15 protein-coding genes are annotated in these 16,010 nt (G+C 59.6%); 9 read left to right on the top strand and 6 right to left on the bottom strand.

The window, feature by feature from the left end:
- Window positions 1–45 precede the first annotated feature (45 nt).
- Complete coding sequence (locus F8197_RS08625) at window positions 46–768, top strand: glutathione S-transferase (RefSeq protein ID WP_152881537.1); 723 nt, start codon at window positions 46–48, stop codon at window positions 766–768.
- A 3-nt stretch (window positions 769–771) separates the two neighbouring features.
- Here F8197_RS08625 and F8197_RS08620 read toward each other — a convergent pair whose 3' ends face one another.
- Both F8197_RS08620 and F8197_RS08615 read right to left on the bottom strand, forming a co-directional pair.
- A complete protein-coding gene (locus tag F8197_RS08620) occupies window positions 772–972 on the bottom strand; it encodes a heavy-metal-associated domain-containing protein (RefSeq protein ID WP_152881536.1) in 201 nt (66 codons plus the stop codon).
- A gap of 75 nt (window positions 973–1,047) precedes the next feature.
- The gene (locus F8197_RS08615; protein ID WP_056140282.1) at window positions 1,048–1,332 is read right to left on the bottom strand and encodes a type II toxin-antitoxin system HicB family antitoxin; all 285 of its coding nucleotides are present in this window, start codon (window positions 1,330–1,332) and stop codon (window positions 1,048–1,050) included.
- A gap of 246 nt (window positions 1,333–1,578) precedes the next feature.
- Between F8197_RS08615 and F8197_RS08610 the strand changes: the two genes are divergently transcribed.
- The 4 genes from F8197_RS08610 (at window position 1,579) to F8197_RS29150 (ending at window position 7,543) form a co-directional block, all read left to right on the top strand.
- Window positions 1,579–2,220, top strand: coding sequence for a CCXG family PEP-CTERM protein (locus F8197_RS08610; protein ID WP_152881535.1), 642 nt, complete (start codon window positions 1,579–1,581; stop codon window positions 2,218–2,220).
- A 439-nt stretch (window positions 2,221–2,659) separates the two neighbouring features.
- Window positions 2,660–5,437, top strand: a complete 2,778-nt coding sequence (locus tag F8197_RS08605) for a TonB-dependent receptor (RefSeq protein WP_152881534.1) — start codon at window positions 2,660–2,662, stop codon at window positions 5,435–5,437.
- A gap of 88 nt (window positions 5,438–5,525) precedes the next feature.
- The gene (locus F8197_RS08600) at window positions 5,526–6,155 is read left to right on the top strand and encodes a hypothetical protein (RefSeq protein ID WP_152881533.1); all 630 of its coding nucleotides are present in this window, start codon (window positions 5,526–5,528) and stop codon (window positions 6,153–6,155) included.
- Window positions 6,134–7,543 (top strand): prolyl oligopeptidase family serine peptidase, encoded by a 1,410-nt coding sequence (locus F8197_RS29150; RefSeq protein WP_152881532.1) that lies wholly within the window; start codon window positions 6,134–6,136, stop codon window positions 7,541–7,543. The genes F8197_RS08600 and F8197_RS29150 overlap by 22 nt, the downstream gene beginning before the upstream one ends.
- Before the next feature lie 80 nt (window positions 7,544–7,623).
- Here the strand turns inward: F8197_RS29150 and F8197_RS08590 are convergent, their stop codons facing one another.
- The 3 genes from F8197_RS08590 to F8197_RS08580 all read right to left on the bottom strand — a co-directional run bounded on the left by F8197_RS08590 (window position 7,624) and on the right by F8197_RS08580 (window position 10,794).
- Entirely contained in the window at window positions 7,624–9,555 is a 1,932-nt protein-coding gene (locus tag F8197_RS08590) for a PhoH family protein (RefSeq protein ID WP_152881531.1), read from the bottom strand.
- A gap of 290 nt (window positions 9,556–9,845) precedes the next feature.
- Window positions 9,846–10,310, bottom strand: a complete 465-nt coding sequence (locus tag F8197_RS08585) for a peroxiredoxin (RefSeq protein ID WP_152881530.1) — start codon at window positions 10,308–10,310, stop codon at window positions 9,846–9,848.
- Window positions 10,311–10,401: 91 nt separating this feature from the next.
- Window positions 10,402–10,794, bottom strand: a complete 393-nt coding sequence (locus F8197_RS08580) for an Mth938-like domain-containing protein (RefSeq protein ID WP_152881529.1) — start codon at window positions 10,792–10,794, stop codon at window positions 10,402–10,404.
- Between the two features lie 183 nt (window positions 10,795–10,977).
- Here F8197_RS08580 and F8197_RS08575 point away from each other — a divergent pair, with 183 nt between their 5' ends.
- The 4 genes from F8197_RS08575 to F8197_RS08560 all read left to right on the top strand — a co-directional run bounded on the left by F8197_RS08575 (window position 10,978) and on the right by F8197_RS08560 (window position 15,457).
- Window positions 10,978–12,210, top strand: coding sequence for a pyridoxal phosphate-dependent aminotransferase (locus tag F8197_RS08575; protein ID WP_152881528.1), 1,233 nt, complete (start codon window positions 10,978–10,980; stop codon window positions 12,208–12,210).
- 26 nt (window positions 12,211–12,236) lie between these two features.
- Window positions 12,237–13,559, top strand: coding sequence for a homoserine dehydrogenase (locus tag F8197_RS08570; RefSeq protein ID WP_152881527.1), 1,323 nt, complete (start codon window positions 12,237–12,239; stop codon window positions 13,557–13,559).
- A gap of 79 nt (window positions 13,560–13,638) precedes the next feature.
- Entirely contained in the window at window positions 13,639–14,016 is a 378-nt protein-coding gene (locus tag F8197_RS08565; RefSeq protein WP_152881526.1) for a low molecular weight protein tyrosine phosphatase family protein, read from the top strand.
- 223 nt (window positions 14,017–14,239) lie between these two features.
- Entirely contained in the window at window positions 14,240–15,457 is a 1,218-nt protein-coding gene (locus F8197_RS08560; RefSeq protein WP_373996850.1) for a S1C family serine protease, read from the top strand.
- 211 nt (window positions 15,458–15,668) lie between these two features.
- On the opposite strand, the gene F8197_RS08555 is transcribed toward F8197_RS08560, so the two are convergent.
- On the bottom strand, window positions 15,669–16,001 hold the full coding sequence (locus tag F8197_RS08555) for a BON domain-containing protein (RefSeq protein ID WP_019922607.1): 333 nt from the start codon (window positions 15,999–16,001) through the stop codon (window positions 15,669–15,671).
- Between the last annotated feature and the right edge of the window lie 9 nt (window positions 16,002–16,010).

Below are 16,010 nucleotides of genomic sequence, written 5' to 3'. Positions count from 1 at the left end.
GTGAAGCTGGCGCGGCGGTTTTGCGCGCGGTGCTAGCATCGGGGCATGACGACACCCTATCAACTCTATTACTGGCCCGGCCTGCAAGGGCGCGGCGAATTCGTGCGGCTGGCCCTGGAAGAGGCGGGCGTTCCCTACGAGGATGTGGCGCGGCGGAAGAAGGGCATGCCGGTGCTGCAAGCGAGCCTCGATTTTGCGCACAGCGAGCATCCGTCGTTCGCGCCGCCGGTGCTGCGCGCGGGCGAGCTGCTGATCGGGCAGACTGCCAACATCCTGCTGTTTCTCGGCACCCGCCACGGCCTGGCGCCGCGCGCGGAAGCAGGGCGGCTGTGGGCCAACCAGCTGCAACTGACGATTGCCGACATCGTCAACGAGGTGCACGATACCCATCACCCGCTCTCGACCAATCTGTACTACGAAGACCAGAAGAAGGCGGCCAAGGTGCGATCCAAAGACTTCATCGCCGAGCGCATCCCGAAATTTCTCGGCTACTTCGAGCAGGTGCTGGCCAACAACCCGGGGCGCGGCGCGTTTGCCGTGGGGGCGCGGCTATCGTACGTGGACTTGTCGCTGTTCCAGCTGATGGCCGGCCTGCGCTATGCGTTTCCCAACGCGATGGCGCGCCAGGAGCACGCGTGGCCCCGGCTGGCCGCCTTGCACGACGCGGTGGCCGCGCGGCCCAATATCGCCGCATATTTACGCTCGAAGCGGCGGATACCGTTCAATGAAGACGGCATCTTCCGCCACTACCCTAAACTCGATAAATAATGGTCAGTTGGCGCTCGCGACGGGGAACCCGGCATCGACAATCGCCGCCTTGAGCGGCGCCAGCTCGGTGGCGCTGTCGATCCGCACCGTTTTGCTGGCCAAATCGACTTCGACCTTGGCTGCCGCATCGACCGCCTGCACCGCGCGCGTGACGGCGCTGACGCAATGGCCGCAGGTCATGTCTTCCACTTGTAGCTGATACATGGTGTTTCTCCTTACAGGTTGGGGTCATGATACTGTAAGGCTTCCAGCGGTGGGAAGGTCAAGCGGATGCTGCCTTCACCCCAGCGGCGGATCGTCCAGCCGCGCCAGGTCGAGGCTGACCAGGGCCCAGATGCCGTCGGCGTAGCTGGGCTCGCGCGACAGGTATTCCACCTCCGAGGCCTTGATTTCGAACGCCTTGCCCTGTTCGACCAGCTGCCCCACGTGGCCATAGATGGCCTTGGTGGCGTTGCTCATGGCGCGGTCCACTGTTTCGCCGCTGGTGGTGCAACCGGGAATGTCTGGTACGGTCACGCCGTACCTGCTGCCGCCATGCTTTTGGATCAGAATTGGAATATCCATCGTGTCACCTCGGCCGGGTCCAAAAATCAGGAGAATCAATGACTTGGAGGTCTCAGTGTCGTACAGTCACGGCCCCGTTTCAAGCACTTTCGTGACAGTTTTACGACTGCACTTTTCATATTGGTAACAAATGTTGACATGAATAACTCTTCGCGCTATCCTTTTTCAACGGTTTAAACATCAGGTCCCCCATCCCCGTACCTGGTCAGGCAATTCGCTCACACCATCCAATCTACGGGGAAAATCATGAAAAACTTCAAGCTCGCCGCACTTGCTGTGGCATTTGCCGCCATTGGCAGCGCCAACGCCGCCGTCATCACGTTCCAGACCGGTCAGTCCACCGCTGCCGCACAAACCACCGCCGAAGGCTATCGCGACGCCGTGGAAGCCGCTGTTGCCGGTTCGCCACTGAGCTCGACCGTGTTGACCAGTTACGACATCGTCTCCAACCAGGGCCTGTTCGGCACCGGCAACAGCAACCTGGCCTACAAGTCGGACATCACGTTCGGCCTGACGGCAAACGGCACGTATTCGTTCCGTGCCGGCGTCGATTTCGGCAAGGGCGGGGCGCTGTTCCTCGACGGCCAGGCAGTGGCGTTCAACGGCAACGACATGTGGTGGGCCCACAGCTACGTGAACACCAATTCGATCTTCGAAGTCAGCAATCTGTCGCTGCTGGCCGGCAACCATACGCTGACCCTCTACGGCCTGGAAAACTGCTGCGACGGCGGCCAGCAAGTACAGTTCTCGGCCAATGGCGCCGCCTTCCAGAGCTTTACCACGCAAACCCTGGCGCCGGTACCGGAGCCGGAAACCTATGCCATGATGCTCGGCGGCCTGGGCCTGGTAGGCGCGCTGGCACGCCGCCGCCGTCAGAAACAAGCCTGATACTGTATTTCCCCTCACCGCCGCGACCGCCGGCGGTGATTGCGCTTCCCTCGGTTACATCTTCCTGCTTCCGCCTTCCCTTCCGCTGTTCCGCTCCCTCCCCAAAGTTACTGCAGGCACCGCTTCGTGCACCCTATTGGTGAATTCGTTTCATGATGGTGCAAATCACCTTTTTAATTTAATTCTGACTATTTATATTTTAAAAAAATTAAATTCGTAAAAAAATAATATAAGCCATGAAAAATATGTGATAGTCGCAAAAAAGCAACATTAAATTATATTTGTAACTAAATGCAACTGGTTCAGCTGCATAATAAATATTCTTGCTTTTGCAGAATTATTATTGGTAAGCAAAACTTTATCAGTAATGGTCGTGATTGCTGGAGTTGAGTTCACATTATAAAAATTGATTGCATAAAGCACATAAAAGGGAAGAGCAATGTTATTGAAAGAAAAAACTAGTGTCATCTTGGTGCGGCTGGCGATCGGCACTTTTGCCGGTACCGCGATGCTTGCACAATTCGCCCATGCACAGGACGCCAACCTGGCAGCCCAGCCGGTGGCCGAAGTCAAGGCGGCCGACGACAGCAATCCTGCAGTTCAAAAAGTGTATGTGACCGGCTCCAACGTGCGCCGCATTTCGGTGGAAACGGCGTCGCCGGTGCAAATCATCACCCGCGACGAACTCACCCGTGGCGGCGCCACGTCGCTCAACGAAGTCCTGCGTACCATCTCCGCCAACGTCGGCGGTATCGATGAAAACCGCACCAACGGCTTCAGCGCCGGCGCCGCCGGCCTCAACCTGCGCGGTTTCGGCAGCCAGGCCACCCTGATGCTGATCAATGGCCGCCGCCTGGCGCCGTATGCGCAGCCGGAATTCCAGACCACCTTTGTCGACCTGAACTCGATTCCCGTCGGCGCCGTCGAACGCGTCGAAATCCTTAAGGATGGCGCCTCGGCCATTTACGGTTCGGAAGCGATGGCCGGCGTGGTCAACATCATCCTGCGCGACAGCTTCGAGGGCCTGGAACTGGGCGGCTCGCTGGGCGAGTCCAGCCGCAGCGACGGCAAGCAAAAACGCGCCACCGTCAGCTACGGCAAGGGCAGCCTGGTCGAAGACCACTTCAATGCGTACGTCACCCTCGACGTACGCCAGCGCGACCCGATGTATATGTACAACCGCGACGGCTACCTGGGCACCCAGGACCTGCGCGCCTACGGCTACAAGGACCAGCGTTCGCTGTACACGTATCCGGGCAATATCTACTGGACCGACAAGGCGACCAATGTGCTCACCTCGCGCACGCTCGACAAGAACTGCCCGGCCGACCGCCTGGTGCCTGCATCGAGCGTACTGGGCGCCACGTCGGTGGGCCAGGCTTGCGTGTTCGATGACTACAAGGACAGCTCGATCAATTCCGCCGGCAAGACCGACCGCTTCGGCATCACCAGCCGCCTGACTTGGCAACCGACCGCGAACACCACCCTGTTCAGCGAGCTGATGTTCAACCGCAACAAGGCCACCGTGACCGGCCTGCTGCACTGGGTGGCCGGCCAGAACGGCCAGATCGTCCCGGCGCTGCCGATCACCCACCCACAGTATCCGCAAGAACTGATCGGACCGGACGGTAAAACCCTGGCCGGCGGCAATGGTACCGTGCGCGTGCGCGCTTCGCTGCGCGACTTCCCGGGCCAGGGGCAGAACAACACGACCGATTTCGGCCGCTACCTGGTGGGCGCCAAGGGCGACTTCAAGAACTGGGACTGGGAAACCGCCTTGCTGCGCACCGACAGCAAGGTTTCCTCGCGCAATACCAGCGCCATCCTGGCCACCCCGTTCATCGATGCGTACACCAACGGCACCTTCATCTTCGGTGGCGGCGCGGCCAACCAGGCGCTCTACAATTCGATCACGGCCAGCCCGAAGAACGGCTTCAAGTCCGGCCTGACCCAGATCGACGGCAAATTGTCCGGCGAGCTGTTCAACCTGCCGGCCGGTGCAGTCGGCCTGGCGGTGGGCGCCGAGTTCCGTCGCGAAACGCTGTCCACCAATCCCGATCCGCTGGCAGTCGAAGGCGAGCTGTATCACCAGGCGCAATTGCCGCCCGGCTTCTCGAACAGCCGCCGTATTTCGTCGGTCTATGCCGAGTCGACCGTTCCCGTGTTGCCGTCGGTTGAAGCCCAGTTGGCGGTGCGCTATGACCATTACTCGGACTACGGCAACTCGACTACGCCGAAAGTGGGCGTGAAGTGGAATGCCACGTCGTCGTTCGTGGTGCGCGGCACGTATGCCGAAGGCTTCCGTGCGCCGACCCTGGTGGAAAACTCGACCGATGTGCGCAATGCGTTCCTGACGTTCCGCGATCCGGCCCGCTGCAACGCCAGCTTCATCCTCGGTTGCAGCGGCTCGAGCGCGTACCAGAGCGGCGCCAACCCGGCGCTGCAGCCGGAAACGGCAAAGAGCTACACGCTGGGCGTGGCGTGGGAACCAAGCCCGTCGTTCATGGCAACGCTGGACTTCTTCCAGATCAAGCGCGTCGATGAAATCGGCACGTACGAACTGTCGAAGGTGCTGGCCGATCCCGACCGCTACGCCAACGATCCGGCTGCCGTCATCACCCGCGCGGCGCTGACCGCCGCCGACCGTGCCGCCGGCGCCACCGCCGGCGAGATCACCAACATCCGCATGTTGCTGACCAACGTGGCCGTGTCCAAGATCCGCGGCGCCGACCTGAAACTGACGGGCCGCCTGAACATGGGCGAGTACGGTGTGCTGACGCCAACGCTGAACGTGAGCTACACGCAGTCGTACAAGAACGCGCCGTCGCCAACGTCGGACCTGATCGAGTACGCCGGCACCCGTGGCACGCCGTCGGTGCAGGCCAACCTGGGCCTGGCGTGGAAGAAGGCGGCGTATGCGCTGTCGGCCGACACCGTATTCGTCGGCAAGATGGCTTCGGTGGCGGACCGTACCACCGAGTGCGTGATGGCGACCGAAGGTTATCCGCAACTGTGCACGGGCATTCCTTCGTTCACCGTGGTCAACCTGGGCGGCAGCTACAGCGGCTTCAAGAACACCAAGCTGAGCTTTGCGATCCAGAATGCCTTCGACCGCAAACCGCCGTTCCACCCGAACGACGGCGCCAACTACTACGCGCCGCTGCATAGCGCGATGGGACGTTACTTCCAGTTGACCGCCGATTACAGCTTCAAGTAATCGCGGCAGGATGAAAGGCGCCGTGACCGCGAGGTGACGGCGCCTTTGACCTTATGAGTGTTTTTGTTCTCGAATCGAGGAGACAGTTTTGAACCGACGCATCCTTCCCGTCGTGCTGGGCGCCTTGTTGCTCGGCGGTGGCGCTTACAGCCCCGTGGCGCAGGCCGACGCATCCATCCCCATCGCCGATTTCTTTAAAAAGGCGGAATTCAGCGGCCGTCCCGTGCTGTCGCCCGATGGCCTGAGCATGGCTGTGCTCACGCCGCGCAACGGCCGTTTCGTGCTGGCGGTAATCAATCTCGACACGCGCGCTTCGACCGTGGTGGCCTCCGATCCGGAATGGAACGTGGCCAACCCGATCTGGGTCAACAATCGCCGGCTGGTGTTCAGCATCAACAAGGGCGGTGACGAAGTGCAGGAAAAGCAGACCGGTGGCGGCCTGTTTGCCGTCAACAGCGACGGCAGCGGTTTTCGCAAGCTGGTCATCAGCATCAAGGAGGCGATGAGCTCGAACCTGCCGTACAAGCCGGTCTCGGTGCTGACGCGCGTGGGCGGCGACAGTAACGACCTGATCGTGGTGAACAACGAACGTGGCCGCGATGCCGACCTGGGCGCCAGCGACGTGTTCCGCCTGGACACCACCAACGGCCGCATGGCGCTGCTCACCTTAACAATCCGGGCGCGGTCAGCGGCTGGGTGCTCGACCATAACAAGGTAATCCGCGTGGCATCGTCGATGACGGTGGAAGACAGCAGCAAGCGCATCATCCAGACCGTGTACCTGCGCGATGACGAGAAAGCGCCGTGGAAAGCCATCTACAAGGCCTACCTCGATGAAGGCAAGGAAATGAATCCGCTGGGCTTCGACTTCGACAACAAGACCTTGTTCGTGGCCGGGCGCTTCAATGGCCGCGACAAGGCCGGCGTGCACATCTGGAACTCGGCCAACAATACCGCCGGCGAACTGATTGCCGAGCACGCCGAGGCCGATATCCCGGACGGCCTGATCTTCGACGAAATCCGCAAGAAAGTGGTGGGCGTATCGGTGGATGGCATGAAGCCGGAAATGTATTATTTCGACGAAGACTACGCCCGCCTGCAGGCCACGCTCGACGCCAGCCTGCCGGGCGAACGCGTGCAGTTCCAGTGGAATGGCAACCATGCGGTAGTGGCCACCTCCAGCACCAATAATGTCAGCAAGCTGTACCACTTCGACACCGTCAAGAAAACGCTCGAACCGCTCTACAGCGTCAAGCCTGAGCTGGACGGCAAGAAGCTGTCGGAGCAGGCCGTGATCCGCTACCAGGCCCGCGACGGCCTGACCATTCCCGCTTACCTGACCCTGCCGGAAGGCCGTCCGGCCAAGGCGCTGCCGCTGGTGGCGTACATCCACGGCGGCCCGCACGCGCGCGACGGTTTCGGCTACGATCCGATCACGCAAATGCTGGCCTCGCGCGGGTTTGCCGTGCTGCAGCCGCAGTTCCGCATGTCCACCGGTTTCGGCTGGAAACACCACGTCTCCGGCTGGAAGCAATGGGGCCTGACGATGCAGGACGATATCACCGACGGCATCGAGACCCTGGTCAAGCAGGGCGTGGTCGATCGTAACCGCGTGTGCATCATCGGCGCCAGCTACGGCGGCTATGCCACCATGTACGGCCTGGTGAAAAACCCCGACCTGTACAAGTGCGGCATCAACTGGGTAGGCGTTACCGACGTCAAGATGCTGTTCACGGTGAACTGGTCCGACATGTCGGGACCGGTGATGGACAACATCGGCGCGAAAATGCACGGCGATCCGAAAACCGACGAGGCCTACTTCACCAAGGTATCGGCCATCGGCAATGCCAATAAAATCAAGGCCCCGGTCCTGATGGCGTACGGCAGCGAAGACCGCCGCGTGCCGCTGATCCACGGCGAGAAAATGCGCGACGTGTTGCTCAAGCAGGGCAACACCGTGGAGTGGATGGTGATGACGGGCGAGGGCCACGGCTGGGCCAAGGAAAGCAACAACATCAAGTGGGGCGAAACCGTGTACCGCTTCGTCAACCGCTACATTGGTGACGGCGCCACTGCCACCACCACGAAAGCGGCGGGACAACCTTGATCGCCGGGTAATACCAGCAGGCATGAAAAAGCCCCGCCGGCATCGCTGCCGGAGGGGCTTTTTGCTTGGTACTTTAAAACTTACAGCACTTCGCTGGCGTGATCGGCCAGGCGCGAGCGTTCGCCGCGCGCCAGGGTGACGTGGCCGCTGTGGCTCCAGCCCTTGAAGCGGTCGACCACGTAGGTCAGGCCGCTCGAGCCTTCGGTCAGGTACGGCGTGTCGATCTGGGCGATGTTGCCGAGGCACAGGATCTTGGTGCCGGGACCGGCGCGCGTGACCAGGGTTTTCATCTGCTTGGGCGTCAAGTTCTGCGCTTCGTCGATGATGAGGAACTTGTTGACGAAGGTGCGGCCGCGCATGAAGTTGAGCGACTTGATCTTGATGCGCGAACGGATCAGGTCTTGCGTTGCCGCACGGCCCCACTCGCCGCCATCCGAATCGGACTTGTTGAGCACTTCGAGGTTGTCGTCGAAAGCGCCCATCCATGGCGACATTTTTTCTTCTTCGGTACCCGGCAGGAAACCGATGTCTTCACCGACCGGCACCGTCACGCGGGTGACGATGATTTCGTTGTAGAGCTTGGTTTCCAGCACTTGCGCCAGGCCGGCGGCCAGGGCCAGCAGGGTCTTGCCGGTACCGGCCTGACCCAGCAGGGTGACGAAGTCGCACTCCGGGTTCATCAGCAAGTTCAAGGCGAAGTTCTGCTCGCGGTTACGCGCGGTCACGCCCCACACATTGTTCTTGTTGTGGCTGAAGTCGCGCAAGGTTTGCAGCACGGCAGTCTTGCCATTGAGTTGCTTGACCTGACCATAGAACGGCGCTTCGCCGTTTTTCGGTTCCAGGAACACGAACTGGTTGACCAGCAGCGACGGGATGAACGGGCCGGTCACGCGGTAGAACGTGGCGCTCTGGCCGCTCTTGTTCTCCTGCCACGATTCGAGGTCCTTGCCGTGCTTGTTCCAGAAATCGTCCGGCAGCTGGACGATGCCCGAGTACAGCAGGTCGGTATCTTCCATCACGTGGTCGTTGAAATAATCCTCGGCCGGCAAGCCCAGCGCACGCGCCTTGATGCGCATGTTGATGTCTTTCGACACCAGCACGATGGCGCGGCCCGGCTGATCGGCTTCGAGCGAGCGCACCACGGCCAGGATCTGGTTGTCGGCCTTGCCCACCGGCAGACCCAGCGGCAGGTCGGCGGTTTGCATGCGGGTCTGGAAGTACAGGCGGCCCTTGGCGTCCTTGTTGCCCAGCTTGGACAATTCGATGCCGTTTTCGATGGCGTCGTCGTCGGTGTTGGAGACCAGCGCGTCGAGCGTGCGCGAGACCTGGCGGGCATTGCGCGCCACTTCCGTCATGCCCTTCTTGTGGTTGTCCAGTTCTTCCAGCGTCATCATCGGCAGGTAGACGTCGTGCTCCTCGAAGCGGAACAGCGACGACGGATCGTGCATCAGCACGTTGGTGTCGAGCACGAACAGCTTGGTGGTGCCGGCCTGGTCCGCATTGCGGCTGGTAGACGACTTGATGCCCGATTCGTTGGCCTTGTGCTTGGTTGGATGCGGCGCTTCGGCGGTAATCGGCGTGACCTTGGAGCGCGATGGCGCAGACTTGGTCTTGGCAACCGGCTTGGCCACCGCTGGTGCTGCAGCCGGCGTTGGCACCGGCGCCAGTTTGGCGACCGGAGCTGGTGTGGGCACTGCTTCGGCGGCAGCTTTCAGCACGGCCGGTGCCGCCTTCAGCACGGCAGCCACCGCTTTCGACTTGGTGGTTTTGGCCGGCGCCTTGGCCACCGGTGCAGCAACGGGCGCGACCGGCGCCACTTTGGGTGTTGGAACAGCTTTGACGACAGGCGCCGCTTTCTTCGGCGCGCGCGCGGCAACGGCTACGGGTACATCTTCCACGACCGCAGCCGCTGCCGCCGCGATGGCGGAAACAGGGCGCTGAGCAGTGGCTTGGGGATAATCTTTTGCCGGCAGTATAGTCGCAGGCTTACTAGGTAATTTTGGCAGTGGCATCAGGATCTCAATCGAAAAATATCTGGAGGAATCCGCCCATAGGCGCAGCGCGCTTGCCCGTGCGTAATCGGGAAGCGTTGGGACCGGATGGGGTGGATGCTGGGTAAAGCAGGTAACAAGACTGCCGATGGGCATACATCTCGCCCGGTGGTAGGACTGCATGGTGGCCGGTTGGCCACCAGTGAGGGGTGGTTGATTGACAGTGTGAACTCAAGATTGGTGAATACGCATGGTACTGCAACGGTTAGGCAATTCCGGACCGCTGCGCACTGGCCTGGGCAACTACAGCATCAAGCCTGGCGCGCGACGAATTCCAGCACTTCATCAACGTGACCTGCAACCTTCACGCCTCTCCATTCTTTCACCAATTGGCCGTTAGCGTCAATCACAAACGTACTGCGCTCAATACCGCGCACGGTCTTGCCATACATTTGCTTCATCTTCATGACACCGAACTGTTCGCACAGCGCTTCTTCGGGATCGGAGATCAGCTCGAAAGGCAGACCCAGCTTGGTTTTGAAGCTTTCGTGCGAGCGCAGCGAATCGCGGCTGACGCCGTAGATTTCGGTGCCGGCCGCCTGGAATTGCTCGTGCAGGTCGCGGAAGGCGATGTTCTCGGTGGTGCAGCCAGGCGTGTTGTCCTTGGGATAGAAAAACAGTACCGTGTGGCGCGCCGGACGGCCTGCCAGCTGGAAGGTCTGCGCGCCCGTCATGGCGGCGGAAAAATCGGTCACGGGGGATGGGCTATCAGCCAAAGACGTTCTCCTGGGGTAAGCGTGGCGCCAAGGCGGCGCGCTGGAATGTTGCTGTAATGTGGGGCCGGGCGGTGCAATTGCAAGAGCAAGATCAACCGTTGCCTTGCTCGGCGGTGTCGATGATCAGCGCCAGCGCCACCTTGCGGCCTTCGCCCATCAGGATATTGTAGGTGCGGCAGGCGGCCTGGCTGTCCATGCACTCGACGCCGATCCGGCGCAAGGTGAGCGCGGCCGTCAGGCGCGGGTGGATGAAACGCTGGCGCGCACCGGTGCCGAGGATGACCACGTCGGGATCGTCGGCGCCGATCACATCGAAATGCTCTACGGTAAGAGATTCGAAGGTGGGCGCGTCCCAGGCGCGCGGCGCCATCTCGGGCAACACCACCAGGCTGTAGTTATAACGCTCGGCGTTGATTTCCACGCCGGTCTGGTCGTAGCCGGTGATGGTTTGGTACTTTTGGGTATCGCTTTGATGAAGCTTCATGGTGATGTCTGCAAGAATGCTGCGGAAGACTGCCATTCTACCGTCTTTCACCTCTTTGACACCCCTCAAAGGTTGATTAAATGGGATGCTTTCGGCACAATCGTTATTTTCGCATTGCAGCAAGGCGGTAGCGCCGATTTGGCAGGCCGCAGCGTTTTTGCCTCACCTGAACAGGATTTTATTTTGCGACCGATTCAAAAATCGAACAAACTGGCGGAAGTCTGCTACGAGATCCGCGGCCCGGTGCCGGAAAAAGCGCGCCAGATGGAGGAGGAAGGTCACAAGATCGTCAAACTCAACATCGGCAACCTGGCCGTGTTCGGCTTCGACCCGCCCGATGAAATCGTGCAGGACATGAAGATCAACCTGTCCAACGCGGCCGGCTACACCGATTCCAAGGGCATGTTTGCGCCGCGCAAGGCGATCATGCACTACACCCAGGGCAAGAATATCGCCGGCGTCACCATCGACGACATTTACCTGGGCAACGGCGCGTCCGAGCTGATCGTGATGTCGATGAACGCGCTGCTCAACAACGGCGACGAAGTGCTGGTGCCGGCGCCCGACTACCCGCTGTGGACCGCGGCTGTGAGCCTGTCCGGCGGCAAGCCGGTGCACTACGTGTGCGACGAGCAGCAGGAGTGGTACCCGGACATCGAAGACATGCGCCGCAAGATCACGTCCAATACGCGCGCCATCGTCGTCATCAACCCGAATAATCCCACCGGCGCGCTGTACCCGGTGTCGCTGCTGCTGGAGATTATCGAACTGGCGCGCCAGCACCAGTTGATCATCTACGCCGACGAAATCTACGACAAGGTGTTATATGACGGCGCCGAGCACGTTTCGATCGCCTCGCTGGCGGACGACGTGCTGTTCGTCACCTTCAACGGCTTGTCGAAGAACTACCGCGCCTGCGGCTACCGCGCGGGCTGGATGGTGGTGTCGGGCGAAAAATCCCATGCCAAGGACTACATCGAGGGCCTCAATATGCTGGCCTCGATGCGCTTGTGCGCGAACGCACCGGGGCAGTTTGCGATCCAGACTGCGCTCGGCGGCTACCAGTCGATCCAGGACCTGGTAGGACCGGGCGGGCGCCTGTTGAAGCAACGCGACCTGGCCCACAAGCTGCTGACCGATATTCCGGGCGTCACTTGTGTCAAGCCGAAAGCCGCGCTGTACATGTTCCCGCGACTCGATCCGAAAATCTATCCGATTGCGGACGACCAGCAATTCGCTTACGAGTTGCTGGCTGAAACAAAAGTGCTGATCGTCCAGGGCTCGGGCTTCAACTGGATCGCGCCGGACCATTTCCGCGTCGTGTTCCTGCCCAACTCGGACGATATGACGGAAGCGTTTGGCCGCATGGCGAAATTCATGGAAAGCTACAGAAAACGCCACGGCGCCTCCGTATAACCTCGCAATCAATAGAAACGATTTATATGAAACCGATCAAAGTAGGTTTATTAGGCGTCGGCAATGTCGGCTCCGGTACGTTCAATGTGCTTGAACGCAATCAGGAAGAAATCCGCCGCCGCGCCGGCCGTGGTATCGAAGTGGTGGCCGTTTCGGCCCGCAACCTCGAGCGCGCCAAGGAGCGCACCGGCGGGCGAGTCTTGGTCGTGGCCGACCCGTTCGATATCGTCAACGATCCCGAGATCGATATCGTCGTCGAGCTGATCGGCGGTTACGACGAAGCCAAGGCCTTGGTGCTGCAAGCGATCGCCAATGGCAAGCACGTGGTCACCGCCAACAAGGCGCTGCTGGCCGTGCATGGCAATGAAATTTTCGCTGCTGCGCAAGCCAAGGGCGTGATGGTCGCGTTCGAAGCGGCCGTGGCCGGTGGCATCCCGATCATCAAGGCGCTGCGCGAGGGTCTCACCGCCAACCGCATCGAGTGGCTGGCCGGCATCATCAACGGCACCACCAATTTCATCCTGTCCGAGATGCGTGACAAGGGCCTCGACTTCGCCACCGTGCTCAAGCAAGCGCAGGAACTGGGCTACGCCGAAGCCGACCCGACCTTCGACATCGAAGGCGTCGATGCCGCCCACAAGGCCACCATCATGTCGGCGATTGCCTTCGGCATCCCGGTGCAGTTCGACAAGGCCCACGTGGAAGGCATTTCTAAACTGAACGCCGTCGATATCCGCTACGCCGAACAACTCGGCTACCGCATCAAGTTGCTGGGCATCGCCAAGCGAGCGACCGTCAATGGCAAAGAAGGCGTGGAGCTGCGCGTCCATCCCACCCTGATCCCGAACAAGCGTTTGATCGCGAACGTGGAAGGCGCAATGAACGCCGTGCTGGTACAGGGCGACGCCGTCGGCGCCACGCTGTACTCGGGCAAGGGCGCCGGCTCCGAGCCGACCGCCTCGGCCGTCATCGCCGACCTGGTCGATATCACCCGCCTGGCCACGGCCGATCCCGAACACCGCGTGCCGCACCTGGCGTTCCAGCCCAACGCCATGACCAACATCGAAATCCTGCCGATGTCGGAAGTGACCACCAGCTACTACCTGCGCATGAACGTGGAAGACCAGCCGGGCGTGCTGGCCGACCTGACCCGCATCCTGGCCGACGGCACCATCTCGATCGACGCCATGATGCAGAAGGAACCGGCCGAAGGCGAAACCCGCACCGACATCATTTTCCTCACGCACCAGACCCAGGAAAAGAATGTAACGGCGGCAATCGCCAAGATGGAGGCGCTGACCACGGTGCATGGCACGGTCACCAAGATTCGCCTGGAAAACCTGAGCTGACGCTGATTCGCAGCGTTGCTGTTTGACCGCCAAGGGGCGGCCTCCACGCGGGGGCCGCCCTTGTTCATTTGGGAACCGTATGAAACCACAACACCAGCAGGACAAAAAAACCAACGTCCTGTTCGTCTGCAGCAAAAACCAGTGGCGCAGCCCGACAGCAGAAACCCTGTGGCGCCGCCATCCGGCCTTGAACGTGCGCTCCGGCGGCACCAGCCCCAACGCCAGGCACCACGTCTCCGAAGACGACATCCGCTGGGCCGACGTCATTCTGGTCATGGAAGAAAAACACAAGTCACGGCTCAGAGCTGAATATACGCGGCTGCTGGAATTCAAGCCGGTGCATGTGCTTGATATTCCTGACGACTACAAGTACATGGATGCGGATCTGGTCGAGCAACTTGAGCAGGTTGTGCCCTCGATCCTGTCGATTTTTCAGGATGGGAAAATTTTGACATAGCCGCAAATCTGCGGATAGGCGGCTGAGTGTGATAATTCGTGAGATTTCCAATGGGAAAACTTGCTATGCTTGGTTGCGAGATCCACTTCACACCAAACTAGCCTGACGCACGATGAAATTGCCTGGAAATTTCTGCCATTTTTATTCGCAGTTGATTGGCTAGAAACGATCATGCGGCACAATTCCAATTTATTGAATATTTCCAAGGAGTAATTAATTGCGTGTGTTATCCCTCTGTGCTGCCTTACTGGTTAGCGCCACTGTCCAGGCAGTTCCTGCTGCTGCGCCAACGTCTAAAGCCATCAATGTCAGCTCAGAAAATTTGCGCAAAACGGCTGAATTCAAGTTATGGAAAAGTGCTCTGGACAAGACTCAGCCAGTTGGCCAGGTAGGCCTGGGAATATTTTGCTCCGATGGCCAGGACATAATCTATACGAAAGGCCTCGACGAATATAACGTGATCCGCGTAGGGAAAAATTTCCTGGATCGTAGCGTGGCGCTGGGCTATCCAAAGTTTGAAGGTGAAGAATCGGCTTTCGCAGAAAAGCTGGGCGTGGAAGCGGACTTCAAGGTGGGCTTTACCTTATTGGCGCTGCACTACGATATTTGCGGCACACCTAATGCCAAAGAGTTCTCGGGCACCGCCAGCGTAAAACTGCGCCTGGAGTTATATTCGAACAAACTCAAACGCATCGTCTATACGAATAACTTGGAAGGTAAATTTTCGTCCAAAGAGAAAATCAAATCTCAAGATTTTGACGATGCGCTGTTCAACTCCGCACTCGATGTCGCGTTCTCGGATAAGGCATATATAGATCAGTATCGGGACATCGTCCGAACCGTTGAGGCAACGGAAAAAATTGATATCGTCAATGGAAAACGCTTGAGCGAAAGCATAGACAAGAATTCCAAAGCTTTACTGGGCTCAGTTGTCACCGTCGAGGGGCCGCTTGGCTCCGGTTCTGGCTTTTATGTCGGGTTTGATGGCTATATAGTAACCAACCAGCACGTCGTCGGCGAAGCTAAATCAGTACGTATCAAGTTTCCTGGCGGGTTCTCCATCAGTGGCGAAGTCGTGCGCACCGACCCCATGCGCGACGTCGCTCTCATCAAAACTGCTTCCGCTACGGCGGTGCAATTATCGATCCGTAAAACACCAGTCAAGGTCGGCGAAGTTGTATTTGCAATTGGTTCGCCGTTTGGCGAGCAATTGAGCGGCACAGTGACCCGAGGCATCGTCAGCGCCGAACGCGTCATCAACGAAAAAAACTATATTCAGAGCGACGCCGCCATTAATCAGGGCAATAGCGGTGGCCCCTTGCTCGATGCAAATGGTGAAGTGATCGCGGTGGCGCAATCAGGGATATCTGGCGCATCTGGCATCGGTATGTTCATCCCGGTAAAGGAAGCACTTGACAGTCTGGGAATGGTATTAAAATAGCTTAACAACATGCCTTCCGTGGTGAAGAACACATCCTGCAAAAAAAAAGCCAGATAGCGCTACGCACGCTATCCGGCAAAGGGTCAGTTACTAGGGTGATACAAAGGGGTACTACAACAGGGTCATAAACGACTTACAGGGTACTGCATTGCCATTACGGGGTAATGACGGGCGGGGATATCGCTATCCCCGGATTCGGTGAGCGTGGCGCTTACTTGGTGGCCACGGTCAGTTCGCTCTTGACTTCCTTCACGCCTGGCACGGCCGAGGCGACCTGGATGGCCTTGGTGCCGGCTTCGGTGCTTTGCACCGCGCCGCTCAGCACGACCACACCGTCGGTGGTGGTCACGCCAACTTCTTTCTGATCGGCCAGCGAAGATTTGATCTTGCTGGTGATGGCTTCATCAGTGGCTGCGGTGCCGGACTTGGCGGCGCCAGCCAGTGCACCTTCCTGTTGGCCTGCGGCGAAAGCGGTACCGGTCGCAGCAGCGGCGGTCAGGGTAGCGGCTACCATCAGGCGGGCGAGCAGTTTATTGGTCATCATGATGATCTT

The sequence above is a fragment of the Duganella sp. FT27W genome (assembly GCF_009295655.1).
GTDB lineage: Bacteria > Pseudomonadota > Gammaproteobacteria > Burkholderiales > Burkholderiaceae_D > Rugamonas > Rugamonas zoogloeoides.
The sequence above is the reverse complement of the archived record's forward strand: the minus strand, read 5'-3'. Positions and strand labels throughout refer to the sequence as shown.